The 716-nt window shown below is 63.5% G+C and carries 1 pseudogene and 1 other annotated feature; the pseudogene reads left to right on the top strand.

The window, feature by feature from the left end:
* Nucleotides 1–14: 14 nt before the first annotated feature.
* Nucleotides 15–716: pseudogene (locus tag AC0L30_RS43070) on the top strand (IS3 family transposase); the annotation flags it as partial.
* Nucleotides 299–415: a sequence feature (AL1L pseudoknot), on the top strand. It overlaps the preceding pseudogene by 117 nt.

The following is a 716-nucleotide window of genomic DNA, read 5'->3' as shown; positions in this document are numbered from 1 at the left end:
GAGAGGATGGAGCCATGACAAGCAAGACCACGAACAAGTTTTCGCCTGAAGTCCGCGACCGTGCGGTTCGGATGGTTCTGGATCACGCCGGCGAGCACCCGTCGCGCTGGGCGGCAGTGACCTCGATTGCGGCCAAGATCGGCTGCACACCGCAGACGCTGCATGACTGGGTCAAGAAGGCCGAGATCGACAGCGGGCAGCGGGCCGGTGTCCCGACTGAGATGGCCGAGAAGCTGAAGGCCCTGGAACGGGAGAACCGTGAGCTGCGGCAGGCCAACGAGATCCTGCGCAAGGCAAGCGCTTATTTTGCGATGGCGGAGCTCGACCGCCGGTCCAAGCCATGATCGCCTTCATCGACGATCATCGTGGGGCGCATGGGGTCGAGCCGATCTGCAAGGTGTTGCCGATCGCCCCCTCGACCTACCATGCCCATGTGGCCAAGCGGCGCGATCCCGCCAAGCTGTCGGCGCGAGCCAGGCAGGACGCCGCGCTGAAGATCGAGGTTCGGCGCGTCTTCGATGAGAACTTCTCCGTCTACGGCGCGCGCAAGGTGTGGCGGCAGCTCAAGCGAGAAGGCTTCGATGTTGCTCGTTGCACGGTGTCGCGATTGATGCAGGACATGGGTTTGCAGGGGGTTATCCGCGGCAAACCGGTTAAGACCACGATCAGCGACAAGGCCGCGCCATGCCCGCTGGATCACGTCAACCGCCAGTTCA

It is taken from the genome of Bradyrhizobium sp. MI1.11, assembly GCF_055811255.1.
The sequence above is the reverse complement of the archived record's forward strand: the minus strand, read 5'-3'. Positions and strand labels throughout refer to the sequence as shown.